The sequence below is a fragment of the Aeromonas diversa CDC 2478-85 genome, assembly GCF_000819805.1.
Lineage (GTDB): Bacteria > Pseudomonadota > Gammaproteobacteria > Enterobacterales > Aeromonadaceae > Aeromonas > Aeromonas diversa.
Genome location: NZ_CDCE01000008.1, coordinates 39,360 through 62,444 on the forward strand (window position 1 = coordinate 39,360; position 23,085 = coordinate 62,444).

At 61.9% G+C, this 23,085-nt stretch carries 18 protein-coding genes; 10 read left to right on the top strand and 8 right to left on the bottom strand.

Annotated features, from left to right (window positions below; all coding sequences use genetic code 11):
• Window positions 1-4: 4 nt before the first annotated feature.
• From BN1121_RS01275 to BN1121_RS01285, 3 genes are all read right to left on the bottom strand, one after another.
• Complete coding sequence (locus BN1121_RS01275) at window positions 5-1,372, bottom strand: MotA/TolQ/ExbB proton channel family protein (RefSeq protein WP_005346255.1); 1,368 nt, start codon at window positions 1,370-1,372, stop codon at window positions 5-7.
• Window positions 1,372-2,133, bottom strand: coding sequence for a DUF3450 domain-containing protein (locus BN1121_RS01280; protein WP_005346254.1), 762 nt, complete (start codon window positions 2,131-2,133; stop codon window positions 1,372-1,374). The genes BN1121_RS01275 and BN1121_RS01280 overlap by 1 nt, the downstream gene beginning before the upstream one ends.
• A 110-nt stretch (window positions 2,134-2,243) precedes the next feature.
• Window positions 2,244-4,850, bottom strand: a complete 2,607-nt coding sequence (locus BN1121_RS01285) for a TonB-dependent receptor (RefSeq protein ID WP_005346251.1) — start codon at window positions 4,848-4,850, stop codon at window positions 2,244-2,246.
• Window positions 4,851-5,570: 720 nt separating this feature from the next.
• Between BN1121_RS01285 and BN1121_RS01290 the strand changes: the two genes are divergently transcribed.
• Genes BN1121_RS01290 through BN1121_RS01310 form a run of 5 tightly spaced genes read left to right on the top strand, consistent with a single transcriptional unit; the run spans window position 5,571 to window position 11,521 of the window.
• Entirely contained in the window at window positions 5,571-6,596 is a 1,026-nt protein-coding gene (locus tag BN1121_RS01290) for an ABC transporter permease subunit (RefSeq protein ID WP_005346248.1), read from the top strand.
• A gap of 3 nt (window positions 6,597-6,599) precedes the next feature.
• The gene (locus BN1121_RS01295) at window positions 6,600-7,643 is read left to right on the top strand and encodes an ABC transporter permease (protein ID WP_005346247.1); all 1,044 of its coding nucleotides are present in this window, start codon (window positions 6,600-6,602) and stop codon (window positions 7,641-7,643) included.
• Between the two features lie 56 nt (window positions 7,644-7,699).
• Complete coding sequence (locus tag BN1121_RS01300) at window positions 7,700-9,517, top strand: extracellular solute-binding protein (RefSeq protein WP_005346244.1); 1,818 nt, start codon at window positions 7,700-7,702, stop codon at window positions 9,515-9,517.
• The gene (locus BN1121_RS01305) at window positions 9,510-10,520 is read left to right on the top strand and encodes an ABC transporter ATP-binding protein (protein ID WP_043597000.1); all 1,011 of its coding nucleotides are present in this window, start codon (window positions 9,510-9,512) and stop codon (window positions 10,518-10,520) included. Before BN1121_RS01300 ends, BN1121_RS01305 begins: the two co-directional genes overlap by 8 nt.
• Window positions 10,517-11,521, top strand: a complete 1,005-nt coding sequence (locus tag BN1121_RS01310; RefSeq protein WP_005346238.1) for an ABC transporter ATP-binding protein — start codon at window positions 10,517-10,519, stop codon at window positions 11,519-11,521. Before BN1121_RS01305 ends, BN1121_RS01310 begins: the two co-directional genes overlap by 4 nt.
• Before the next feature lie 825 nt (window positions 11,522-12,346).
• Here BN1121_RS01310 and BN1121_RS01315 read toward each other — a convergent pair.
• The 3 genes from BN1121_RS01315 to BN1121_RS01325 are packed head-to-tail and all read right to left on the bottom strand — an operon-like array spanning window position 12,347 to window position 14,956.
• Complete coding sequence (locus BN1121_RS01315) at window positions 12,347-13,369, bottom strand: DUF2955 domain-containing protein (RefSeq protein ID WP_005346233.1); 1,023 nt, start codon at window positions 13,367-13,369, stop codon at window positions 12,347-12,349.
• Between the two features lie 50 nt (window positions 13,370-13,419).
• Entirely contained in the window at window positions 13,420-14,478 is a 1,059-nt protein-coding gene (locus BN1121_RS01320) for an HlyD family secretion protein (RefSeq protein ID WP_005346231.1), read from the bottom strand.
• The gene (locus tag BN1121_RS01325; RefSeq protein ID WP_005346228.1) at window positions 14,468-14,956 is read right to left on the bottom strand and encodes a MarR family transcriptional regulator; all 489 of its coding nucleotides are present in this window, start codon (window positions 14,954-14,956) and stop codon (window positions 14,468-14,470) included. Before BN1121_RS01325 ends, BN1121_RS01320 begins: the two co-directional genes overlap by 11 nt.
• 215 nt (window positions 14,957-15,171) lie before the next feature.
• Here BN1121_RS01325 and BN1121_RS01330 point away from each other — a divergent pair, with 215 nt between their 5' ends.
• Genes BN1121_RS01330 through BN1121_RS01345 form a run of 4 tightly spaced genes read left to right on the top strand, consistent with a single transcriptional unit; the run spans window position 15,172 to window position 20,297 of the window.
• Entirely contained in the window at window positions 15,172-16,464 is a 1,293-nt protein-coding gene (locus BN1121_RS01330) for a 2-hydroxycarboxylate transporter family protein (RefSeq protein ID WP_005346225.1), read from the top strand.
• Window positions 16,465-16,474: 10 nt separating this feature from the next.
• Entirely contained in the window at window positions 16,475-18,025 is a 1,551-nt protein-coding gene (gene maeA, locus BN1121_RS01335; RefSeq protein ID WP_005346219.1) for an oxaloacetate-decarboxylating malate dehydrogenase, read from the top strand.
• A gap of 16 nt (window positions 18,026-18,041) precedes the next feature.
• Complete coding sequence (locus BN1121_RS01340; RefSeq protein ID WP_005346217.1) at window positions 18,042-19,607, top strand: ATP-binding protein; 1,566 nt, start codon at window positions 18,042-18,044, stop codon at window positions 19,605-19,607.
• A gap of 3 nt (window positions 19,608-19,610) precedes the next feature.
• Window positions 19,611-20,297, top strand: a complete 687-nt coding sequence (locus tag BN1121_RS01345) for a response regulator (RefSeq protein WP_005346213.1) — start codon at window positions 19,611-19,613, stop codon at window positions 20,295-20,297.
• A 28-nt stretch (window positions 20,298-20,325) separates the two neighbouring features.
• Here the strand turns inward: BN1121_RS01345 and BN1121_RS01350 are convergent, their stop codons facing one another.
• Window positions 20,326-21,210, bottom strand: a complete 885-nt coding sequence (locus tag BN1121_RS01350) for a DMT family transporter (protein ID WP_005346211.1) — start codon at window positions 21,208-21,210, stop codon at window positions 20,326-20,328.
• A 95-nt stretch (window positions 21,211-21,305) separates the two neighbouring features.
• Between BN1121_RS01350 and BN1121_RS01355 the strand changes: the two genes are divergently transcribed.
• Window positions 21,306-22,097 (top strand): AraC family transcriptional regulator, encoded by a 792-nt coding sequence (locus tag BN1121_RS01355; RefSeq protein ID WP_043597005.1) that lies wholly within the window; start codon window positions 21,306-21,308, stop codon window positions 22,095-22,097.
• Between the two features lie 51 nt (window positions 22,098-22,148).
• Here the strand turns inward: BN1121_RS01355 and BN1121_RS01360 are convergent, their stop codons facing one another.
• Window positions 22,149-23,078: a LysR family transcriptional regulator gene (locus tag BN1121_RS01360; protein WP_051067507.1), complete on the bottom strand. Its 930-nt coding sequence runs from the start codon at window positions 23,076-23,078 to the stop codon at window positions 22,149-22,151.
• Window positions 23,079-23,085 lie beyond the last annotated feature (7 nt).

Here is a 23,085-nt window from a genome sequence, read left to right on the forward strand (position 1 = left end):
CTCCTTAGGCTGCCTTGGCGTGCAGGCGCTCCTGATAACGGGCCACGAAACCGGCGCTCTGCTCTTCCAGCACCTGGATCAGGCGACGGCTCTGGGTGTTAACCAGGGTGTAGAGGAACAGCATGGGCACGGCAACGACCAGACCCTGCATGGTGGTGACCAGGGCTTCGGAGATGCCGCCGGCCATCAGCTTGGGATCGCCGGTACCGAACAGGGTGATGGCCTGGAAGGTGGCGATCATCCCCACGACGGTACCCAGCAGACCCAGCAGCGGGGCGACCGAGGCGATGAGCTTGATGATGCTGATCCCTTTCTCGAGCTTGGGCACGTTCTTGAGGATGATCTCGTCGAGCTTGGACTCGAGATCCTCGATGTTGTCACCACGGTGGCCATGGTAGGCCTCCAGCATCTCGCCGATGGCATTGCCCTTAATGACGCTGTCAGACTTGAGCTGCTTGCGCATGGCACTGCCGATGAGGGAGAGGCGGGCACCGATGAAGAGGGCAAGCAGCACACCCAGGGCGCCCAGCGCCAGGATCACGTAGCCGACGGGGCCACCCTGATCGACGCGCTCCTTGAAGGTGGGGGATTGCACCAGCAGGGAGAGGATCACGCCGCGGGAGGGATCGATAAAGAGCGGCTTGACGCTGCCATCCGCCTGCTCGAAGTCGGCAACCGGCTTGAGCACGGCGCTGTCGGGCTGGCGGGCGAGTTGTTCAAACTTGCCGGTCTCGGGCACGAAGGTGAGGTATTTGCCCTCGGCCACGGTGTTGAACTCGCCGATCTGGGTGACGGATTGCTCGGCCTGGTTGCCCTCGCCATAGACGATGGTGGCCGGGAACTGGGTCACCTTGCCGGCATCGACCATGCGACTGAGGATGGTGGTCCAGAACAGGGAGAGCTCGTCAGAGGAGGGAAGCTCCTTGCTCTCGGCCAATTTGGTCAGCAGTTGGGTCTGATCCGGATGCTGCAGACGCAGGGCCGAGGCGTTGAAGATCCCCTTGAACTCGCCGGCGAACTGACGCAGTACCCCGAACATCTCACCCATGTTCCCGGCGCGCTGGCGCAGGGTATCGGTGAGTTCGGTCAGCTGCTTGTCGTTGGCATCGAAGCTGGTCTTGAGCTGTTCACCGCGCGCGATTTCGGCGTTGAGATCGGCCTGGGCCTTGGCCAGCAGCGAGGCTTGCTGGTTCTTGTCGGCCAGGAAGCGGGCCTCACGCTCGGCGTTGAGCTTGCTCTCGGCGGCGCTGTCGCTCTTGATCTGGCTGAGCAGAGCGTTGAGATCCACCGGTTTTTCAGCCGCCGTAGTCGGCATCGCAAAGAGGGTGGCGCCGGCGATCAGCGCGGCGACGGCATGTTTGATTCCTTTCATTACGCTTTCTCCGCAGTCTGGACCGGCAGCTTGATGAGGGCGGGAGGCGCCTGCTTCTTGGCGATACGCAGGCCCTGCTCTACGGCACTGCGATACTCATCGGGCAGGGGCTCCCACTGGCGGGTCTTCTTGTTCCACATGCCGGTCTCTTGTCCATCCGGGGACTGATAGAGCAGGGCGATGCGGCCGACGCGCAGGAACTCATAGGTCTTCTCGCTGCCATCTTTCTCCAGGCTGGCCTTGTAGGCCTCGATGGTGCGGCTGAAGCCCTCTTCGATCTGGTAGGCTTCCAGGATCTTGCGGTACTTCTCGGAGATGGTGACGTCGGCCCGGTTCATCAGATCGGTCAGCGCGGCGACGCGGTCTTCACGCTCCACCTTCTGGAACGGCAGATCCAGGGCGACGAACTGCTCCAGGGAGTCGATCATCTTGAGCATCAGGGGCACCACTTCGGTGCTGGTCTGATCGATCTGCTCGATCTGCTTTTGCATGGAGACGAGCTCTCCCTGCTGGGACTCGACCATCTTGGCAACCTGCTCGTTGTAAGCCTTGAGGCTATCGAGTTGGCGCAGGGCGGCCTTGTATTGCGCCAGAGCGGTGTCGGTCGCTTCGGCGTAGTTATCGATCTTTTGCTGAGAGGCCTTGGCGGCCTGATTGGTGGCGGCTTGAGTGTCGACGGCCTGGTTGGCCGGGGCGGCACTCGATGCAAAGCTGGTCAACAGGGCGGCCGAAATCAGGCTGCCGAGGAGCGCTTTTTTCATTGTAATAGTCCTTGTTTTCATAGGATTACCCTATCTCCATCACTTCCTTGGACCTGGGGTAAGGCCGGCCCGATGGGGCCGGCCTTGGTTCTGTCAGGCGGGTTGGCCTATCAGAATTTGTAGTTACCTTCGACGAAGACAGTACGACCGATCGGATTGTCATAATCGTTGGCAAAGTAGGGAGCGGTATCGCTGATGCGGTCAGCCGGCGGCGTCTTGTCAAACAGGTTGACGGCACCCAGGGTCACGCTTGCAGCCTCGTTGATCTGATACCCCATGGTGAGGTTCCAGGTGGTGAAGCTGGCGATTTCCGGGTCATACCCTTGAGCCTTGGCGTCTTCACAATCAGTGAAGTAGTAGTTGTTGGCAAAGGATGAGCACATACGGTCACGGTAGTTGGCAAACAGGGTGGTGGTCAGGTCACCATAACCCCAGCCAAGCTCCCAGTTACCCTTGTACTTGGGCGTGAACGGCAGATCGTCCACGGCGGCTTCACCGGCCTGTACGACACGCTCACGCTTGAGCTCGCGGGTCAGCGCCAGAGAGGTACGGAAGGTACCCATGGTGTCGGTCTCGTAGCTGTACTTCACCTTGAAGTCGAGGCCGGAGATCTTCTCGGAGGCCATGTTGACCGGACCGTAGCTCACCTTCACCAGCTTGCCGTTGGCATCGCGCTCAACCACTGCGCCCGGGTATTGGGACGGGTTGTTGATGACCTTCTGACGATCCGGGTCATTCACGATGTCTTCGAGATCGATGTAGTAGTAGTCGACGGTAAAGCCGAGACGCTCAACCGGCTCCCAGGCCAGGCCCAGGTTGTAGTTGTTACTACGCTCCTCTTTGAGGGCCTTGTTGGGGCCAGTCACCACGTCGTAGTACTGGGTGCCACATGCCTCAGCGATGTCCGGAGTGGACTTGTCACCCAGACCGGATCCGCCCTGTGCCAGGCAGTACTGCAGGTCAGAGCTGGAACCAAAGGCCTTGGTGTTGCCGCCAAACAGGCGCTTCATGTCGGGGGCCTTGAACCCTTGTCCCCAGCTACCGCGCAGCAGCAGGGTATCGGTGGGACGATAGGTCAGGGCGACCTTGGGCGTGAAGGCGCCACCGGTTTCCGAGTCGTCAAAGTAGCGGTCGTAGCGACCCGCCAGGGTCATCTCGACATCGGTGATGACCGGGATCAGCAGCTCACCGCCGAGACCGACCTGGTCGCGTTTGCCACCGCCATCGGTGCCACCCAGGCCGGAGAAGCCGTTAGCCTTGGTGATCTCGTCAGTGGTTTCACGGTAGTCGGTGTTGGTCCATTCGGCGGCCAGGGCGAAGCCCGAGGTACCGGCCGGCAGTTCGATCAGATCGCCGCTCAAGGCGCTGTTGAATGACCACAGCTTGGTGGAAGCATCCTTGTTGGATTGCCCTGTGTATTTGGCGACCGTGGCGGGGTCGATACGCTTGAAGAGGTCCACATCGCCTTGACGAACGGCATCTTCCAGGGTTTTCAGCACAGCAGGGTTGTCAGTAGTGACATCCTGAGTGGCGTAGCCTGCGTAGGCTTCCCAGTCATACTTGTCGGCCAGGGTGCCGGTCAGCCCGGTCGTGAAGGCGGTGGCATCAGAGGTGGTATTGCTCTGGCGCGGCCCGAACTCGACGAGGCGGCGGACGAAGGAGCCATCTTGGCCATAGGGATTGCCGGCATCGGCGGCGGTCACCTTCACCTCGAGCGGGTTGGGTTCAAACTCAGAGTTGGTCTCTTTGGTTCCCCAACGCAGCTCCGCCATGGCGGTGACGTTATCGGTGATGTCGTACTCACCGCGGCCCATCAGATCATATTGCTTGTCTTCGGGCTTGAGGGTGCGATCGCCGGCGCGGTTATAGCCACACTTGCCATTGGCCAGCTTAACGGCGTTTTCACCGATCAGCCCGGCGCAATCGGCAACGGTATCAACCAGGGCGCCGCTGGGCTTCTGGAAGTTGACCCCGTAGCTGGAGAAGCTGCTAAAGTCAGAGCGGTCGGACTTGTCCGAACCGGCCCAGTCGCGGTCTTTGTTTTTGAGGATTTCGTTGCCGGAGAACTGGCCAACGACCATGGTGCGAGCGCGCTCCCATTGGGAACCAGCGACGATGTCTACGCGGCCGTGCTGGTAGCCTCCTTCGGTGGTGTCGCCGAATTTGGCTTTGACTGCTGCGCCGTCGAAATCTTTCTTCAGGATGAAGTTGACGACACCGCCGATGGCGTCGGAGCCGTAGATGGCCGAGCCGGCATCGGTGAGGATCTCGACACGCTCGATGGCGGCAACCGGAATTTGACCGATGTCGGTGAAGTTACTGGAGCCATCTTGTGCCAGCGGGTACTGGGGCAGGCGACGACCATCGACGAGCACCAGCGTCTTCCCTGCACCCAGACCACGCAGGTTCACTGACTGCGCTGCCGGCGTGAAAGAGAAGGAGTTGGTCTGGTTCATGACGCCACTGTTTTGTGACAGAGAACCGAGAATATCTGCTGCGCTGTTGAAACCGCGAGCCTCGATATCTTTGGCGCTGATCATGGTCACAGGAGAGGGGCCTTCTACCTGGGTGGTAGAAATACGGGAACCGGTCACCTTGATCTTCTGGAGTTTCTCGACGTTCTGCCCCTCGTCGGCGGCAGAGACAGGGGGGGCTACTACTGCGGCGCTCGCAAGGGCGAACGCGACCGCAGCAGAGAGTCTGCTTTTCCTTAGCATCGCTTTTTCCTTCCTGATTGTTTGTCTTGTTTGCTTCCGGTCCACCCTTGGGTGGTCGCTATTACGCTTACCAAGTTTGCCGCTGGCGCGTCAATCAGGCTGTAACAAAAAGGATAACGAGATGTTCCTGGTGTGTTGTTTTGCGTGGTTGTTGATATACAGGTAATTATCTGGATTTGATGCGGTTAAAAGAGGCGAAATTCCTCTGTTTGGGCGAATGTCTGCAAAGATCCTACTCGTGGGGAACTTATTTGTCTTTAATGGGTCGTTGGTTAAAAAATTCTGATTTTTTGTTTTTGTTTGGTTTGATGTATTGTTTTTGTAGGTTTTTATCTTGCCTTTATAAAATTTTTCGCCTCACTAGCTCGGTTCTCTGAAAAGTGTTAGGTGTATTTTACTTTTCTTTTAAAAACACTGACTTAAGGTCTTTTTGTTGCAGGGTGGCAAGTGCGTCCCTGTGATGGAAATCGTTTTTCTGGCGGTGGTTTCATGGGGTTGCGTCAGCATTTTGTTTCAAATTGCACCGGCGGTGAAGAAACATTCGTTGGCGACTCGAATGTACTCATGATGCTTGATTTTTATTGCAAAGTTCTTACAGTGGCCCTGCGGGGCATCTGTGTTTCGCCAGATGGCCCGAATAGTAATGCCAGGAAGGATAGATTGGTCATTGGAATTGACTGATCACTTATTAAAACAACAAGGACGAGGTCGCAAGACGCCATGCTGTCGTACTTTCTACGTCGGGCACTGCTTATCATCCCTACGTTTCTGGGCATCACCCTGCTCGTCTTCACCATTACCCGTTTCGTTCCCGGTGGTCCGGTAGAGCGCATGCTGTTGCAGGCTCAGGTCGCGCAGGGGGAGGGGCATCGCTCCACCGCCAGCAAGGGAGCCCAAGCGCTTTCCGATGAACAGATCGAAGAGCTCAAGGCCTTCTATGGGCTCGACAAGCCGATGCTGGTGGCTTACTGGGAGTGGCTGCAGAAGCTGGTGAAGCTGGATCTGGGGGAGTCCACCCGCTATTACGAGCCGGTGTGGGATCTCATCAAGGACAGGTTACCCGTGACCGCCTTCTTCGGGGTCGCCACCTTTCTCTTGAGTTATCTGGTCTCGATACCGCTCGGTATCGCCAAGGCGCTGCGTCATAACAGCCGCTTCGACTCGGCGAGCTCGATGTTTATCTATACCGCCTATGCGCTGCCCGCTTATGTGGTGGGGATCTTCCTCATCACCGTCTTCGCGTTCCATCTCGAATGGCTACCCATGGGTGGCTTCCCCGGCGATGACTACGAATATCTGGAGAGTAACTGGGACAAGGTGACGACCGTGTTTACCCATGCCTTGCTACCTCTCATCGCCTATGCGATCGGTGACTTTGCCGTGCTCACCATGACCATGAAGAACAGCCTGATGGAGAACCTCTCGGCCGACTACGTGCGCACCGCCGTGGCCAAGGGGTTGCCGTTTCGCAAGGCGGTCACCCGTCATGCCATGCGTAACAGCCTGATCCCCATTGCCAGCCACTTTGGCAGCGTGCTGACCGTCTTCTTCGGCGGCTCCTTCCTCATCGAGACCATCTTCAACATCGACGGCATCGGCCTGCTCGGTTATGAGGCGATCGTCGAGCGCGACTATCCGACCGTGATGGGCATATTGGCCATTACCTCGGTGTTGATGCTGCTGGGCAATATCCTCTCGGATATCTGTGTTGCCCTGGTCGATCCACGCGTACGCTTCGGGGAATAAGCCATGCAACTGAGTCCCGTTACCCGCAAGAAACTCAAGCGCTTCGCCTCGATCAAGCGCGGTTATTACTCCTTCATCCTGTTCTCGGTACTGGTACTGCTCTCCTGTGCCGCCGAGATGCTGGTCAACAGCCGTGCCCTGGTGGTGAGCTATCAGGGGCAACTCTACTTCCCCACCTATGGTGACGTGATCCCGGGTCATCGTTTCGGTCTCGACTACGACTACGAGACCAACTATCGCCAGCTCAAGGCCAAGCTGGCCGCCGAGGATCGGGGTGACTGGGTGCTGCTGCCCCCTGTGCCTTGGAACCCCTATGAGCAGGACTTCAAGGAAGATGCTTATCCTCCTTATGCACCGAGCCTGGCCGATCGCCATTTCCTCGGCACCGACACTAGCGGACGTGACGTGCTGGCACGCCTGGTGTACGGCTTTCGTATCGCCATTGGTTTTGCCTTTATCGCCCTGGTCGCGAGCTACGTCATCGGTGTTTCCGTTGGTTGCATGATGGGCTTCCTCGGTGGGCGTTTCGATCTGGTGATGCAGCGCTTCATCGAGATCTGGTCCCAGGTGCCCTTCCTCTACGTCATCATGATCCTGGTGTCGCTCACCAAGCCCAACTTCGGCCTGTTCGTCGGCATCAACGTGCTGTTTGGCTGGATGGGGATCACCTGGTACATGCGGACCCTGACCTACAAGGAGCGGGCGCGCGACTACGTGATGGCGGCGCGGGCGCAAGGTGCCGCCACCGGGCGCATCATCTTCCACCATATACTGCCCAACACCCTGGTGATGGTGGTGACCCTGGCCCCCTTTGCCGTGGTCGGCAACATCTCGACCCTGACTGCGCTCGACTATCTCGGTTTTGGCCTGGCGCCGCCGACCCCGAGCTGGGGCGAGTTGCTCTCCCAGGGGATCAACAACCTCGACGCCATCTGGATCGTGAGTTCTGTGGTGGCGGCGGTGAGCACAGTGCTCATCATGGTCTCTTTCATCGGTGAGGCGGTGCGCGAGGCGTTCGATCCGCGCAAGTTCACCCGTTACGAGTAACGTTTTCTAATCACTATCTGGTGCTACGCCGCAATGCGATGCTTTGGAGTTCAAGGATGAATAATAAAATCAAATGGATAGGCGGCTTTTTGCTGCTGGTGAACGGCACCCTGGTGTGGGCCGAGGCCTTGCCTGCCGGGCTCATCTGGGAGACTAACGACACGGATCCCGTGTTCGCCTCGTCGGACGCCAAGCAAGGGGGCACGCTGAACCTCTACGTGGACAGCTTCCCGCTCACCTTCCGCACCGTGGGGCCCGACTCCAACGGTTCGTTCCGCTCCTTCATCCAGGATAACCAGCTGCGCCTCATCAGCTTCCATCCCAACACAGGCAACCCGATCCCGGCGCTGGCGACCCACTGGGCGATTGCCCCGGACAACCAGACCGTCTACTTCAAGCTCGACCCGCGCGCCAAGTGGTCCGATGGCAAGCCGGTGGTGCCCGAAGATTACACCTTCGGTTACGAGATGATGCGCTCGCCCCACATCAAGGGGCCCTGGTTCAACAACTACTACACCACAGAAGTGATCGAGGTGAGCAAGGTTGACGAGCACACCATCAAGGTCAAGGCGGGCAGTGCCAAGGGCAAGCTGGATCTGCTCAACACCACAGAGCTGTGGCCCCAGCCCAAGCATTTCTACAAGCTCACCCCCAACTGGGTGAAGCAGTACAACTGGGCCATAGTCCCGACCACGGGCCCCTACGTCATCAGCGACGTGAAGAAGGGGAAATCGGTCACCTTCAGCCGCCAGAAGGATTGGTGGGCCAAGGATGATCGCTTCTTCCAGCACCGCTTCAACATCGACAAGGTGCACGTCAAGGTGATCCGCGATCAGAACATAGCGTTTCGTCACTTTCTGAAAGGGGAGCTCGACAGCTTCGAGATGATCCAGCCCACCTGGTGGCACGAGAAGGCCAAGGGACCCGAGTTCGACAAGGGTTACATTCAGAAGGTGATGGCCTACACCGACACCAAGCAGGGTGGCCAGGGGCTGCACTTGAACACCGCCGTGCCCCGGCTTGCCGATCTCAACGTGCGCCTCGGCATCGAGCACGCCATCAACATCGACAAGATGATCGCCACCGTGCTGCGCGGCGACTATGTGCGTGCCACCACCTTCGGTTCGGGCTTTGGCCCCTTCACCGACATGACGCTGCCGGCGCGCGCCTACGACGTGCAGAAGGCCCGTGACTACTTCGCCAAGGCCGGTTACACCAAGCAGGGACCGGACGGCATCCTGGTCAATGACAAGGGCGAGCGCCTCACCCTGGCGGTCACCTTTACCGTCTCCGAGCACGCCAAGCGTCTGAGTTTCCTCAAAGAAGAGGCCAAGCGTGCCGGCCTGGATCTCGAGCTCAACCTGGTCGACGGCGCCACCGGCTTCAAGGCCATGCTGGAGAAGAAGCACGAGGCGGCCTGGCTCGGTTGGGGCGGCGGCGGCCTCTATCCCCAGTACTGGGAGTCGTTCCACTCGGATAACGCCAACAAGCCCCAGACCAACAACTTCTTTAACGTGGCCGACAAGGAGCTCGATACGCTCATCAATGCCTATGGCAAAGAGTTCGATCTGGACAAGCGTGCCGATCTGTCGCGTCAGATCCAGCAGCGCATCTATGATCTCGCCATCTTCGTGCCTGGCTATGCCCTCAACTATGTGCGTGCCGCCAGCTGGCGTTATGTGATGCTGCCCAAGGTGCCCGCCACCAAGAACACCCCGGATCAACTCTACTGGCCCATGGACGGTTATCCCCACAGCTCCGGTGGCCTGCTCTGGATCGATGAGAGCAAGCGCACCGAGGTCGCGGATGACAAGGACTCGGGCAAGGCACTGGAACCCGTCGTGCTGATCGACAAGAGCTGGCAGCATGGTTGAGGAGACAGGCATGGAGCAGAGCAAGCCCCTGCTCGAGGTGAGAGACCTCGCGGTGGAGTTCAGCGTCGATGACGGGAGTGTGCGGGTCCTCGACGGCGTCAGCTTCGCGGTGCGTCCGGGCCAGACCCTGGGGATCGTCGGCGAGTCGGGCTGCGGCAAGAGCGTCACCTCGCTCGCCATCATGGGGCTGTTACCCAAGCCCCATGGTCGCGTGGTGGGCGGCTCCATTCGTCTGGAAGGCGAAGAGCTGCTGAATCTGCCCACCGAGGCGCTCTATCAGGTACGCGGTAACCGGATCTCGATGATCTTTCAGGAGCCGATGACGGCCCTGAACCCGGTCAAGACCATAGGGGAACAGCTCGCCGAGGTGTATGAGCTGCACCGTCCCGACTACGATCGGCGCCAGCGCAAGGAGGCGGCCATCGCCATGCTGCGCAAGGTGGGGATCCCGGAGCCGGAGCGGCGCTACAGCAACTACCCCCACAACCTGTCGGGGGGCATGCGCCAGCGCGTGATGATCGCCATGGCGCTGGCCTGTGAGCCGGCCCTGCTCATCTGTGACGAGCCGACCACGGCACTGGACGTAACCATTCAGGCCCAGATCCTCGATCTGATGAAGGAGCTGCAAGAGCAAAATGGCATGGCCATCCTCTTTATCACCCACGATCTCGGCGTGGTCGCCGAGATGTGTGACGAGGTGGTGGTCATGTATGCTGGCCGCGCCGTGGAGCAGGCGGACGTGTTCGAGCTGTTCGAGCGTCCATGCCATCCTTATACCCATGGTCTGATGGATTCGATTCCCCGACTCGAAGACGAGCCCAAGTCCCTGCTCAAGACCATTCGCGGGCAGGTGCCTTCCCTCGCCGAGATGCCGGCCGGTTGCCGCTTCTCCAATCGCTGCCCTCATGCCACCGAGCTGTGCGTGGGTCAGGTGCCGGCCATCGAGCTACTGACCCGTGACCACAGCGTGGCCTGCCATCACTGGAAGGAGGTGAGAGCATGACCCAGCCACTGCTCACCATCACGGATCTCAAGCAGCACTTCGCCATGGGCGGGGGCTTCTTGCAGCGCAAATACAAGGTCTATGCGGTCGACGGCATCAGCCTCTCCCTGCGTCGGGGCGAGACCCTGGGGCTGGTGGGCGAGTCCGGCTGCGGCAAGTCCACCCTGGGGCGTACCCTGCTCAAATTGTTCGAGCCCACGGCTGGCACCATTACCTTCGAGGGGCGCGACATCACAGCGCTTTCGCCCAAGGAGATGCGCTCATTGCGCCAGGAGATGCAGATCGTCTTTCAAGACCCGATGGAGTCGCTTAATGCGCGTCACACGGTCGGTCAGATCCTGGAGGAGCCCTTCATCATCCACGGTAAGGGCACCAGTGACGAACGGCGTCTCTGGGTGCGCGAGTTGCTCGAGAAGGTTGGGCTGCCTGCCACCGCCGCCGAGCGCTACCCCCATGAATTCTCCGGTGGTCAGCGTCAGCGTATCGGCATCGCCCGCGCCATCGCCCTCAAGCCCAAGCTGCTGGTCTGCGACGAGGCGGTTTCGGCCCTCGATGTCTCGGTACAGTCCCAGATAGTCAACTTGCTGCTCAGCCTGCAGCGGGAGATGGATCTCGCCATGATCTTCATCGCCCACGACTTGTCGGTGGTGAAGCACATCTCGGATCGCATCGCCGTCATGTATCTGGGGCGCGTGGTCGAACTGGCCGAGGCCAGCGAGCTCTATCAGGCGCCGCGCCACCCCTACACCCAGGCGCTCATCTCGGCTATTCCGGTGCCGGATCCCCGTCGGCGCAGCCAGCGTATTCTGCTCACCGGTGATGTGCCGTCTCCCATAGCACCACCGCCGGGTTGCCACTTTCACCAGCGTTGTCCCTACGCGAGCGAGCGCTGCCGCAGTGAGGCGCCAGCCCTGACGGGTGAGGGGCACCAGGTGGCCTGTCACCACCCTCTGCCAGCCAGCGGGCAACATAATCAGGTGTACCTCGATCGCGCGATCTGAGGTGATGGAATGAAATAATGGGGCCCTGGGCCCCATTTTCGTCTGTGTGTGGAGTTTCAGGTTGGCCTGAACAGGCCTGGGCGGGTCAGTGCCTTGTGGGCACTGCGGTCATGATGTTTGTAATTTTACAACAAAGTGGTGCTTAGGCACCGTAGCGGAAGTAGTAGTTGCGGGTTGCCGGCGCGTAGGCGACCTTCTCGTTGCGACCCTTGTCTGTCACCCCTTTCAGGTGGAAAAGCACGGCCAGATGTTCAAACATAACTCACCTCTTTGTGGTTGATGTGACCTGCGTCACAAGAACAATCCTAGGTGGATTTGTGAGCTGGATCAATAAAATTTGTTGTTTATTTACAGAATTTTCTGGAAAGGGTTTTCATAGCAAACCTGCTTATGGAGGCGTTTTCGAGCGACGCGGTCCCGTCTTCTGAAGCGTCACCGGGGGAAGAGGGGAAAATACGAGGCCGTTCATGCTGCGGCTTGATATTCGCTGTTGCAGACCATGATGCTATTATCATGGCGCGATAATTCGGACCCGTTTTGGTCTATTTACCAAATGGGGCAGTTGAGCTAATTCCGCAGGCGTCCGTAATAGGGCGTAATAGATAATAAATAGAGAGGTCTGGCTGGAAATGAGAATGAGAGCCCGACTACTCTTTTTATGGTCCTCCCTGGAAGCATGGCCATGTTACCGAGTGAACTCATGATTGACGCGCTGTTGACCGATGTCGAGATAGCGATAGAGCCTCATGCAGAATATGAAAATGACGAGCCAATGTTGACGGCTGAAAATATTGATATGTTGCTACGAGAATAAATCTTCAGGCTTCATACGCCATATCGCGTCGCCTCAAATCGGTTCAGCAGTCGGTGTAATAGATAACAGAGTGCCAGTGTGACCACTATGGCCACGCCAATACTGCTGACCCGATAGAGGGCGCTAAAGACCAGATCCCGATGAGGGGACAGGTATTGCCCGAAGAGGATGCCAAGGGTGGTGAGGGCACCGAAGCCGACGCCGGAGCCCCCTTCGGTGACGTGGACTCGCCCCAGTAGCATGCACCCCAGCCAGAGCAGGGGGGTGACCAGCAGCAACACCCCCGACCAATCATAGAGCAGCAGTTGCATTCCCAGTCCCACGCCGACCCCGAGCAGGGTACCCAGGGCCCGTTTGCGGGCATAGGTGAGGGCGCCATTCCAGTTCATGGGAAAGAGCAGCATCAGGGTGGTGGCCTGGGCGGACATGGAGTCACCGAGGTCGCAGACCTGAAACACCACGAAGGAGAGGGTGGCCAGGGTGGCGCCCAGGAGTGTCTCATGGCGCAGGCGGTGAGAGGGCTTGGGTGCCGGCGCCGGGCTTGCCGGTGGCTCGCTATCGGGAAAGAGTGAGACCAGCAGCCAGGCGACCATGGCCGAGAAGGCGTTACCCATCAGGGTACTCAGGAAGAGATCGTTGAGATCCGTGCCGGGGTAACTGGCGAAGTGGAGCATGATGCTGAGGATCAGGACACCGTTGGCGCCAAAGAGAAACAGGCTGCCCCTCGCCATGCAGGCGAAACGATAGAGGAACAGCCCAAAGACGATGGGGATCATGAGTAGCGGGTGTCTGCCGAAGAGTCCACCCAGCAGGCCGACCTCCAGGATACTGACGAGGGCCGCCGCCAGCAGTTGCAGGGTAACCTGGCGGTTGAGGGTCGGCACTGTGCCCAGCAGCAGCATGGGAGTGACGGTGAAGAAGACCCCGTAGTTCCAGTTCATCACCTTGCACAGGAGAAACCCCAGGGTGGCGCCGCCGGCGATACGCAGGCAGCGGCGCAGTTGGTCCCCGCTGAGGGGAGCGGCGAAAGACATGCAGGCTCCTCGAGGTGCCGACCCCGTATCGACGGGGTGGCGGTTGGCTATCAGTAGATGTAGTGCAGCAGGCTGATCAGGGTGATCTGGGCCCTGGCCATCAGGGCGAGCAGGGGGCTCTCGGGGAGCAGCTGCACGGTGGCGCGCGCCCCGGAGGGGAGCCGGGCCGGTTCTGCGTCATCCAGGCGCAGGCGCAAGCGTAGCCGCTGGGCATCCCGCACCCAACGATCCGACTGGCTCGGCGTGGCGAGCTGGCCGTTGGCGTCAAACTGGCCGGCGCTCACCCCGGCATCCAGGCTGTCGATATGGGCCGGGTAGAGGGCGCCCGGTCTGCCATCGAAGACGACCAGCGCCCTGTCTCCCTGATCGGCGCCGCGTAGCGCCTTCTCGCGAAAATCGGCGATGACCTCCAGCTGATCGGCCACCAGGGCCAGCAGCGGGTTGCCGGCGGCGGCATAGGCTCCCTGCTCCAGTTGCAGGTTGGTCACCACTCCGTCCTGCTCGGCGTTGACCTTGCTGTAAGCCAGGTTGAGGGTGGCCCTTTCCAGATTGTTGTGTGCCTGACGCAGACGCAGGTTGGCCTCGCCTGATTCGCCGCGGCTCACCTTGAGCTGCTCCAGGCTGGCCTGACTCGCCTCCAGGGCCGCTTGCGCCGTACGCAGCCCGGCATCGGCATCCTCTTTCTGCTGCTGGGCGATGAGGTGACGTGCATAGAGGGCATTCACCCGGCGCCCCTGACGCTCGGCCAGCTGGTAACGGGCGCGTGCGGCGCTCAGATCGGCGTCGGCAGCCGCTATGTTGGCATCGAGCCTGGCGTTTTCCTGTCTGGCCTGCTCCAGGGCCAGCTCTGCGTGCTCAACCGCCAGTCTGAAGGGCGCCGGATCGAGTTCGAACAGCGGCTCCCCCTTGTGCACCTGCTGGTTGTTATGCACATGGATGGCCATCAGTCGTCCACTGACCTGGGGGGCGACCTTGACCACGCCGCGGGTGGCCATGGCCTGGGGGGTCATGGGCATCTTGAGATCGGCCAGCAGGAAGTAGGCAAACAGCAGGGCAAAGGCGATGGCGCCACCTCTCACCCAGCGGGCAAATTGCTGATCAGGCGTCATCTTGTTGTGACCCCTGTTCGTTGCGCCTGGCCAGGCGGGCCAGGGCATTCTCGGTGATCTTGCCCAGGGTAAGCTCGAAGCGGGCCAGCTCGGCCTCGTCGACGTTCCCGAGCAGATCGTGACGGGCCTGCATGATGCGTTGTTCCATCTGGGCGAGCAGTTGCAGGCCGGCATCGGTCAGGCTGACGATGCGGGCGCGCTTGTCCTCGCTACAGCAGTGGCGGCTCACCAACCCCTGCTCTTCGAGCTGACCCAGGGTGCGCATCAGGGAGGCGACCTCGATCTCGAGGGCGTCGGCCAGACTCTTCTGGCTGATGTGATCGCCCAGACGCTTGAGCTTCCAGAGGGCGGTCCAGCGGGGATAGGTGAGGCCGAGGGGCAGCAGCTCCTGATCGGCCACTCGCCCCCACAGACGGTAGAGGCGACCGAGGCGTTCGGCCAGCGAGAGTTCGCGCAGGCGTTCGAGAGAGTGATCCATGGGGGACTCCATTTACTTAGCGTGCTAATAATTTATCTTTGTTAGCGTGCTAAGTAAATGGTTTTGTGATGAGGATCACGGCTACCTCCTTGGAGGGGGCTGTGTTGGCGTTAAAGGTTTCAATGATTTTATTTGGCTTTGGCGGGGGGTTAACCGACAGGAGGGGCCCGGGCCCCTAGAGTGTGCTCGATCACACACAGTGCTGGAGCATAACAATGAAAGACCTCGCTACCCCCAACTCTCTCGGCGGCTGGCAGATCGCCGGCATGCCGATGCAGCTCTTCTTCGGTTTCTCGGCCTGCGTACTCTACGCCGGCTGGAATGGCACCCTGCCCCTTGGCATGGTGGGCGCGCTGGCGCTCATGTTCGTGCTCGGCACCCTGCTGACCGAACTCGGCGAGCGCATCCACCCGGTGCGCGAATACCTGGGGGGCGGCACCATACTCGCCATCTTCGGCGGCGCCGCCCTGTTTGAATACCGGATCCTGCCTGCCGAGGCGGGGGCGGTGATCACCAACTTCATGAAGGAGGGGGGCTTTCTCAACTTCTTCATCGCCAGCCTGGTGACCGGCTCCGTGTTCGGCATGAGTCGCGCCCTGCTGAAAAACGCCGCCATGCGCTATCTGCCGGTGATCCTCGGCGGCGTGGTCGTGGCCCTGCTGGCGGTCGGCAGTGTCGGCGTGTTGCTCGGCTATGGCTTCAAGAGCGCGGTGCTGCTCATCGGCCTGCCCATCATGGGCGGCGGTATGGGGGCGGGCGCCGTGCCCCTGGTCGAGATCCTCTCCGGCCCTATGCACCTCTCCAGTGCCGAGCTGCTCTCGCGCATGGTGCCTGCGGTGGTGATCGCCAACACCCTGGCGATCCTGGTCGGTAGCCTGCTGGCGCGTATCGGCCGCCGCTATCCCTCTCTCACCGGCAACGGTCGCCTGATGATCCGCGAAGAGACCGCCACCGCCGAGGAGGTGACCCGCACTCCGACCCTGGAGAGCCTCGGCATCGGCCTCTTCATCAGCTCGAGCATGTTTGTGCTCGGCTCCCTGCTCGGCAAGTTCATCCCCATGCACCCCTTCGCCCTGATGATTCTGGCGGTGGCGACCATCAAGGTGAGCGGCCTGCTGCCGCGTCGCTACGAGGAGGCCGCCGCCGACTGGTATCAGTTTGTTGTCACCAACCTGACTCCCTCCCTGCTGGTGGGGATTGGCGTCGCCTACACCAGCATCCCCGAGCTCATCGGTGCCTTCTCCGCCCAGTACTTCGTGCTGGTGCTGGTCACCGTGCTGGGGGGCGCCCTGGGGGCGGCTATCGTGGGCCGGATGATCGGCTTCTACCCCATAGAGGCCGCCATCACCGGCGGCCTGTGCATGGCCAACATGGGCGGTACCGGCGACGTGGCCGTGCTGTCGGCGGCCCAGCGCATGAACCTGATGCCGTTTGCCCAGATCTCCTCGCGGCTCGGCGGCGCCTTCATGCTGATCCTGGCCACCCTGCTCATCTCCCTGTTCGTGTAAGGAGTCCATCATGAACGACACCCTGATGGGCACCAGCCTGCCCTATGCCGAACGCCGCCGTCTCGGCCTGATGGGGCGCATGCCCCATAAAGAGGAGTCGCTGGCCCAGCAGCGCCGCCGTATTCATCGACTGGTACAGGCCATGCAAAGCCCGTTCGATCAGCATCTGCTGCTGCGTCAGCTGCAGGAGGACAACCCTGTGCTCTTCTACGATCTGGTGCGCCACCACCTGCCGGAGCTCTTGCCCATCATCTACACCCCGGTGGTGGGAGAGGCGTGCCAGCGCCACAGCGATCTCTACCTGCGTAGCCACGGCCTCTACCTCTCGTGGCACGACAGGGACGATCTCGACGCCATCTTCGACTCGGTGGAGCAGGAGGTGGATGTCATCGTCATCTCCGACGGAGAGCGGGTGCTTGGCCTCGGCGATCTCGGCATCGGCGGCATGGGGATCTGCATCGGCAAGCTGGCCCTCTACAGCGCCGCCGGCGGCATAGATCCGGCCCGTACCCTGCCCCTGTGTGTCGACGTGGGCACCAACAACCCCGAGCTGCTGGAGGATGACTCCTACCTCGGCTGGCAGGCGCCGCGCATCGACGGGGAAGCTTACTACCACTTCATGGACAAGGTGGTGGCCGCCATTCGCCGCCGCTGGCCCCAGGTGGTGTTGCAGTTCGAAGACTTTGCCGGCAAGCATGCCGCCAACCTGTTGGCGCGCTACCGCGATGAGCTGTGCATGTTCAACGACGACATCCAGGGCACGGCGGCCGTCACCTCGGCCTGTGTGCTGGCTGGCCTGCGTCAGGCGGGACGGGCCCTGGCCGATACGCCTGTGCTGATCGTCGGCGCCGGCGCCGCCGGCTGCGGCATCGCCGCCATGTTGGCGCAGCTGGCCGGTGGCAGTGACACCATCTGGCTGTTCGATCAGGAGGGGGTGGTGAGCCGCGATCGGGCGGATCTCACGCCGGGCCAGCGCCCCTTCGCCCGACCCGCAGAAGAGGCCAGTGGCGATCTGGCGGCGGTGATCCAGCGTCTGCGCCCCGGCGTGCTCATCGGGGTGAGCGGTCAGGGCGGACTCTTCACCCGTGCGGTGCTCGAGACGATGGGGGAGGTGAACGAGCGACCGGTGATCCTGCCTCTCTCCAACCCGACCCGCAGCGCCGAGGCGACCCCGCAGCAGGTGTGGGAGGCGAGCGGAGAGCGCGCCCTGATCGCCACCGGTAGCCCGTTTGCCCCGGTGCCGGTGGGAGAGAGCCTGCGCAGCGTCTCCCAGTGCAACAACGTCTACGTCTTCCCCGGCATTGGCCTCGGTGCCACCGCGGTGAAGGCGCGGCGCATCAGCGACGGCATGTTGCTGGCCGCGGTGGAGGCGGTCGGCGCCTATCCACTGGAGGCGGGTCGGCTGCTGCCTCCCATCGAGCAGGTGGGCGAGGTAGCTCGCGCCGTGGCGCGCGCCGTGGCCCTGGCGGCCCGTGCCGAGGGGCTGGCCGAGTTTGACGGGGATCCGGCTCCCGTCATTGACCGGGCCTGGTGGCGCCCCCATTATTGGGCACTTCGCTGACATGCAAGGGCATCCCATGAAACTGCGCCACCAGGTCCTGCTCCTCTCCCTGTCGGTCTCTCTGCTGCTGCTCCTGGTGCTGGGGACCCTGCTGGCCCTCTTCATCCGTCATCTGGTCGAGAATAACCTGGAGGAGAAGGGAAGCGAGCTGGCCCGCATTCTGGCCGGTGACGAGCGGGTGGTGGTGGCCCTGCAACGGGGGCACGACGCCACCCTGCGCGACTACATAGAGGGGCTCAGCGCCCGCACCGACGCGGCCTACATGGTGGTGACCGATCGCCACGCCATTCGCCTGAGCCATCCCAACCCGGCGCTGGTGGGGGGGCGTTTTCGCGGGGAGGATATCTGGTATGCCCTGCACGGTCGCCAGAGCTACTGCTCGCGGGACGTAGGCACCCTGGGGCCGGCCATTCGCTGCTTCTCCCCCGTGCTTGGTGCCGACGGTCGCCCTATCGGCACCGTGGTGGTCGGTTATCTGATGCAGCGGGTGGAGGCTGTCTATATGGAGCGCCTCTCCCTGGTGGTGGGGGCCATCCTCTCCCTGCTGGGGGCCGGCTTCTTGTTGGCGCTCGGGATCCAGCGACGCCTGAAGCGCACCCTGTTGGACCTGGAGCCCGAGACCATAGCGCGGCGCTTCGTGGAGCAGGAGTTGGTGCTCGAGAGCATTCAGGAGGGGATCATCGCCATCGACCGAGAGGGGCGGGTGAGCATGCTCAACAGTGCCGCCTTCTATCAGCTGCGCCTGCCTGGGCCGGGGCGCCAGTCTCTGGTGGGGCAGTCGCTGGCTCCCCTGGTGCCCTATCTGGCGACCAGCCTGACCCGGGCGGAAGGGGAGATCCAGTTCCAGGTGCACGGGGAGAGCTTCGTCGGCCGGCTGCAACAGATAGGCCACGGTGGTGCCCGCCTGCTTATCTTCAGCCGCCCCGAGGCGGCCGGCAGCCTTGCCTCCCAGGTGACCCACCTGCGCCAGTATGCGGAGCTGCTGCGCATGCAGACTCACGAGTTTGCCAACAAGCTGAGCAGCCTCTCCGGGCTCTTGCAACTGGGGCACGTGAGTCAGGCGGTGGAGCTTATCCAGCGTGAAAATGACGAGTGCCAGGTGCTGCTCGGAGATCTGCTGCGCGCCGTGCAGGACAAGCCGGTGGCAGGCCTTATCCTCGGCAAGTTCAGCCGGGCCCGGGAGCTGGGGGTGCGCCTCGAGCTCGATCCCGACTCCCATCTGGAGGAGTACCCGGTCTCGGTGTCGGCGGATCTCATCACCCTCATCGGCAATCTGCTCGACAACGGTATTCGCGCCGCTCGGGCCAACCGGGAGCGGGTCGCACCCAGAGTGCTGCTCTCGCTCGACGATCAGGGGCGGCGTCTGGTGATCGAGGTCGAAGACAGCGGCGCCGGAGTCGACGAGGCGCTCGCCGATCACCTGTTCGAATACGGGGTGAGCCGTCAGAGCGGCGATCACGGGGTGGGGCTGTTTCTGGTCAAGGAGACGGCCGAGCGTCATGGGGGTGTGATAGAATGGCGGCGCACCGCTGCCCGAACCACACTGTTCGGCATTTATCTCGACAAAGAACAACTAGTGTAAGACATGGAGTCAATAACCAGCCTCATCATCGAAGATGATCCGCGCATCGCCGCCATCCTGGCCGATCTCGTCGCCAATCGCCCCGGTTTTAGCCTGCTTGGCAGGGCCGAGACCCTGACCGAGGCAGAGCAGATGCTCAACGCCACGCCGATCCAACTGCTGCTGGTGGATGTCTCCCTGCCCGATGGCTCGGGTCTGGAGTGGGTCGCCAACCTGCGTGCCCGGGGCATCGACAGCCAGGTGATCATGGTTACCGCCGCCAGCGACGTGGCCAGCATCCAGCGAGCCCTCAACCTGGGGGTGCAGGATTACATCATCAAGCCCCTGCGCCTGTCGCGCATCCAGCAGAGCCTGGCCGAGGTGCAGGCGCTGTGCCGTCGGCTGGCCGAGCGCCGCCACCTGGATCAGGGGGATCTCGACCGTCTGCTCGGCAAGGGGCGCCCGCGGGAGAGCCGCGACACCCCCAAGGGGATCGACGCCATCACCTTGCGTCAGGTGCTCGACCTGTTGGCCGGTGAGCCGGAGAACACCTTCACCACGGATACCGTCTCCCTGCGCCTCTCCTTAAGTCGCACCACGGCGCGCCGCTACCTGGAGTATCTGGAGTCGGAAGATCGGCTGGAGGTGGAGCTCAACTATGGTCAGCGTGGCCGCCCCGAGCGACGTTATCGCTGGCGCAAGGATCTGTAAGCAAACGGGAGCCATCGGCTCCCGTTTTTCATGCGGCGGCGGCGAGCCTGGCCCGGCGCGGCCGGTACTGGCTCAAGGCCACGCCGCTCAAGATGAGTCCCCCGCCCAGCAGATGGAAGCCGTGTACCGGCTCACCCAGGCTCAGGGTGGCCATGAGGGCCGTGCACAGGGGCATCAGGTTCATGAAGATGGCGGTACGCTCCGGACCCAGGCTGGCGAGGCCGCGCATCCAGCAGTAGGCGGCAAACAGGGAGGAGGCGATGCCGGCAAACAGCACCAGGCCCATGGCGTCCGGTGTGATGGCCAGGGAGTCTGCGCTGGCCGCCACAGGGACCAGCAGCAGCACCGCCAGCAGCACCTGAAGGTAGAGGTTGAGCCAGGGGCCGAAGGGGGGCTGCCAGCGGCGCAGCAAGAGACCATAGAGGGCATAACTGGTGGTGCCGAGCAGCATGAGCCCGTCCCCCGGGTTGATGCCGGCGTGCAGCAGCGCCAGAGGTTGTCCCTGACCGAGCAGCCAGAGCACCCCGAACAGGGAGACGAGCACGCCCACCACGGCCTGGCGGCTGGGACGGGTGCCGAAGAAGAGGGCACCGAGCACCACGGTCAGCAGGGGGATGAGAGAGCCGATCACTCCCATGTTGGTCGCCGAGGTTTGATGCGCGGCATAGTAGGCGAGGCATTGATAGAGCACCATGCCGAGCGCTGCCAACACCAGCAGCTTGCCGAGCCAGGGGCGCAGCTCACCACGCCGGCGCCACAAGAGCGACAGACAGAAGGGGGAGAGCGCCAGGGCGGCGACCACCCAGCGATAAAACGAGATGGCGGCCGGGTCGATAAGGCCGGCCGCCGCCTTGGAGGCGACGGTATTGGCCGCCCAGATGAGGACGGCGAGCAGGGGGAAGAGTTGCGGCATGATGGCTCCTTGGTGGAATAGAAGCAGTCTAGCCTTGTCTTTTATGAGATAAGTAGCGTAAATGAGACATCTGATAACCGGTTTGGGACAATCTCATGGGTACCCTCACCCTGGCCGAGCAGGATCGCCTGCTGGCCGCCCCCCACCCCCTCTACTTTCGCTATAGCCAGATCCAGGGGGGCAACGCCTGCGCCGAGCATGCCCACCCCTGGGGCCAGCTCAGCCTCATCAGCCTCGGCATCATGGTGGTGGAGGTGGCTGGGGAGCGGCTGGTGGCCCCGCCCGATTACCTCATCTGGGTGCCGGCGGATGTGCCTCACTCCGCCTATAACGAGCAGACCCTGGACTACACCTCCATCTACGTGAGCCACGAGCTGGCCGCGCGCCTTCCGGGGGAGCCGGTGCTGCTTGCCCTCACCCCATTGCTGCGCGCCCTGCTCGACGACTTCACCCAGCGCCGAGTCGGCCACACCCGGGAGGAGTGGGACAGGTGTCAGGCCGAGCTCTTCATCGAGAAGCTGGCGCGCACCCGCTGTCAGCCGAGCTACTTGCCCCAGAGCCGCGATCGCCTGCTTGCGCCTCTGCTGGCGGCCCTGCAGGCGGCGCCGGAGGACAACCGCACCCTGGCCGAGTGGGCCACGTCGTTGCATACCACGGAGCGCACCCTGGCACGGCGCTGCCAGAAGGAGCTCGGCATGAGCCTCGGGCAGTGGCGCACCCGGCTGCGCATGGTCAAGGCCCTGGCCTGGCTGCGTGGCGACATGCCGGTGCAGGAGATCGCCTGGCGCCTCGGTTACACCTCCACCTCGGCCTTTATCGCCATGTTCCAGCGCGAGCAGGGCTGCGCCCCCCAGCGCTACCGCCAGCAGTTGGGCGGTGGCGCCTGAGCCTGCCCCGCCGCAGATAGCAGAGTCAGAACCGGTGGCAGAGTGCACCGATCACATGGGGAGATATTTTTGCAGGGTACGGCTGTACACCCCCTTGCCTTTGGCCATCTCGTCGACCAAAAAATCGATCAATTTGCGCCTGGCGAGCGGCATGTAATGGCGGGAGGGATAGATAAGCCAGCAGCGTCCCAGAGTGGGAGCGACCTGTGCCAGCAGTCTCACCAGCAATCCCTGCTCGACCAGAGGGTCACACATTTCGGCCGGCATACAGACGACGCCCTGACCCAGTAAGGCCGCTTCCATCATCAGTGAGGGGTGATTAAGGATAAGGTTGCCCTGCAGACGCAGATTGCCGGATATGGCCCGTGGCAGGGGATCAAACAGTTTCCCGTCCTGCATTCGCAGGCGGATCACGTTGTGCTGTTGCAACTCTTCCAGCTTGGTGAGGGGAGCCGAGTGCGCTAGGTAATCGGGACTGGCGTAGAAGCAGAGTCGGGTATCCAGCACGGGGCGGGCGATGAGAGTAGAGTCTTCGTGCATCTCGCCCAGGGCAAAGGCCAAATCCAAGTGGTGACGCGCCATATCCAAGCGCTCCGGATGGGTGAGGATCTCGATGCTGACACCCGGATGGCGTGCCATGAACTCGAAGATGAGCTCCCCCACGGCCAGCAGGTGCGGGATCGGCAGGAGGTGAATGCGCAGGTGCCCGGCTATCTCGGTGGCGGGCTGGCTCACCTCCTGAATCGTGCTCTCCAGTTCTTCTATGATGGGCAGCGTGCGTTCATAGAAGCGTTCACCTGCCTGGGTCAGGCTCATGAGGCGGCTCTGGCGGTGGAACAGTTTCACGTTGAGCTCATCTTCCAGGTTCTTCAGGCGCCGGCTCACGCTGGACTTGGGCTGGTTCAGCATGTCGGCCGTGGTCACCAGCCCCCCATTCTTGACGATGAGGTGAAAGAGTTTCAGGTCGTCTGTACGCATCATTTAGTTC

Bases quoted from the DNA above. Each gene is read 5' to 3' on its own strand.
- BN1121_RS01275 (WP_005346255.1), bottom strand. From the start codon at position 1,372: ATGAAAGGAATCAAACATGCCGTCGCCGCGCTGATCGCCGGCGCCACC.
- BN1121_RS01280 (WP_005346254.1), bottom strand. From the start codon at position 2,133: ATGAAAAAAGCGCTCCTCGGCAGCCTGATTTCGGCCGCCCTGTTGACC.
- BN1121_RS01285 (WP_005346251.1), bottom strand. From the start codon at position 4,850: ATGCTAAGGAAAAGCAGACTCTCTGCTGCGGTCGCGTTCGCCCTTGCG.
- BN1121_RS01290 (WP_005346248.1), top strand. From the start codon at position 5,571: ATGCTGTCGTACTTTCTACGTCGGGCACTGCTTATCATCCCTACGTTT.
- BN1121_RS01295 (WP_005346247.1), top strand. From the start codon at position 6,600: ATGCAACTGAGTCCCGTTACCCGCAAGAAACTCAAGCGCTTCGCCTCG.
- BN1121_RS01300 (WP_005346244.1), top strand. From the start codon at position 7,700: ATGAATAATAAAATCAAATGGATAGGCGGCTTTTTGCTGCTGGTGAAC.
- BN1121_RS01305 (WP_043597000.1), top strand. From the start codon at position 9,510: ATGGTTGAGGAGACAGGCATGGAGCAGAGCAAGCCCCTGCTCGAGGTG.
- BN1121_RS01310 (WP_005346238.1), top strand. From the start codon at position 10,517: ATGACCCAGCCACTGCTCACCATCACGGATCTCAAGCAGCACTTCGCC.
- BN1121_RS01315 (WP_005346233.1), bottom strand. From the start codon at position 13,369: ATGTCTTTCGCCGCTCCCCTCAGCGGGGACCAACTGCGCCGCTGCCTG.
- BN1121_RS01320 (WP_005346231.1), bottom strand. From the start codon at position 14,478: ATGACGCCTGATCAGCAATTTGCCCGCTGGGTGAGAGGTGGCGCCATC.
- BN1121_RS01325 (WP_005346228.1), bottom strand. From the start codon at position 14,956: ATGGATCACTCTCTCGAACGCCTGCGCGAACTCTCGCTGGCCGAACGC.
- BN1121_RS01330 (WP_005346225.1), top strand. From the start codon at position 15,172: ATGAAAGACCTCGCTACCCCCAACTCTCTCGGCGGCTGGCAGATCGCC.
- maeA (WP_005346219.1), top strand. From the start codon at position 16,475: ATGAACGACACCCTGATGGGCACCAGCCTGCCCTATGCCGAACGCCGC.
- BN1121_RS01340 (WP_005346217.1), top strand. From the start codon at position 18,042: ATGAAACTGCGCCACCAGGTCCTGCTCCTCTCCCTGTCGGTCTCTCTG.
- BN1121_RS01345 (WP_005346213.1), top strand. From the start codon at position 19,611: ATGGAGTCAATAACCAGCCTCATCATCGAAGATGATCCGCGCATCGCC.
- BN1121_RS01350 (WP_005346211.1), bottom strand. From the start codon at position 21,210: ATGCCGCAACTCTTCCCCCTGCTCGCCGTCCTCATCTGGGCGGCCAAT.
- BN1121_RS01355 (WP_043597005.1), top strand. From the start codon at position 21,306: ATGGGTACCCTCACCCTGGCCGAGCAGGATCGCCTGCTGGCCGCCCCC.
- BN1121_RS01360 (WP_051067507.1), bottom strand. From the start codon at position 23,078: ATGATGCGTACAGACGACCTGAAACTCTTTCACCTCATCGTCAAGAAT.